Annotated in this window: 1 protein-coding gene; it reads left to right on the top strand. The window is 62.3% G+C overall.

The features are described 5' to 3' along the window. Positions 1-11: 11 nt before the first annotated feature. On the top strand, positions 12-770 hold the full coding sequence (istB, locus tag V4T21_RS19110) for an IS21-like element helper ATPase IstB (RefSeq protein WP_332719926.1): 759 nt from the start codon (positions 12-14) through the stop codon (positions 768-770). Positions 771-883: the final 113 nt, after the last annotated feature.

Genomic DNA, 883 nt, shown 5'->3' with positions numbered 1-883 from the left:
GAGGACGCGGCATGAACACCGAAGCTCCCGAGATCCTGCTTTCCCACACTCTCAAAATCCTCAAGCTGCCGACCTTCCAGCGGGAATACCAGAAACTGGCACGCCAATGCGCCACCGAGGGCGTCGATCATACCGGATACCTCGCCCGTCTTGCCGAACGGGAGATGATCGAGCGGGACCGCCGCAAGGTCGAACGCCGCATCAAGGCGGCGCGGTTCCCGGTCATCAAAAGCCTCGACAGCTTCGACTTCGCCGCCATACCGAAGCTCAACAAGATGCAGGTGCTGGAACTGGCCCGTTGCGAGTGGATCGAGCGGCGTGAGAACGTGATCGCGCTTGGTCCCAGTGGCACGGGCAAAACCCATGTGGCACTCGGTCTCGGCCTGGCCGCGTGTCAGAAGGGCTTGTCCGTCGGCTTCATCACTGCCGCCGCGCTGGTTAGCGAGATGATGGAGGCACGCGACGAGCGGCGTCTGTTACGGTTCCAGAAACAGATGGCCGCCTACAAGCTTCTCATCATCGACGAACTGGGCTTCGTGCCTCTATCCAAGACCGGTGCGGAATTGCTGTTCGAGCTGATCTCGCAACGCTACGAGCGGGGCGCCACCCTGATCACCAGCAACCTTCCTTTTGACGAATGGACGGAAACGCTGGGATCCGAGCGTCTTACCGGCGCGCTGCTCGACCGCATCACCCACCACGTCAACATCCTCGAGATGAATGGCGACAGCTATCGTCTCGCGCAAAGCCGCGCCCGAAAGGCGGGCTGAAACCCGCGCAGAAATCGCCGACGCCGCAAGCGCGAAACTCTGGTCGGGCTACGCCCTCCCGACGTTCCTCGCTTGCGGCGCCAAGTGGCCGACTTTTACTCCGCCGCGTGGCC

It is taken from the genome of Pelagibacterium mangrovi (genome assembly GCF_036662815.1).
In the GTDB taxonomy this organism is placed as follows: Bacteria; Pseudomonadota; Alphaproteobacteria; order Rhizobiales; family Devosiaceae; genus Pelagibacterium; species Pelagibacterium mangrovi.
Note: the sequence above shows the minus strand (reverse complement) of the source record. Positions and strands in the feature narration are given on the sequence as shown.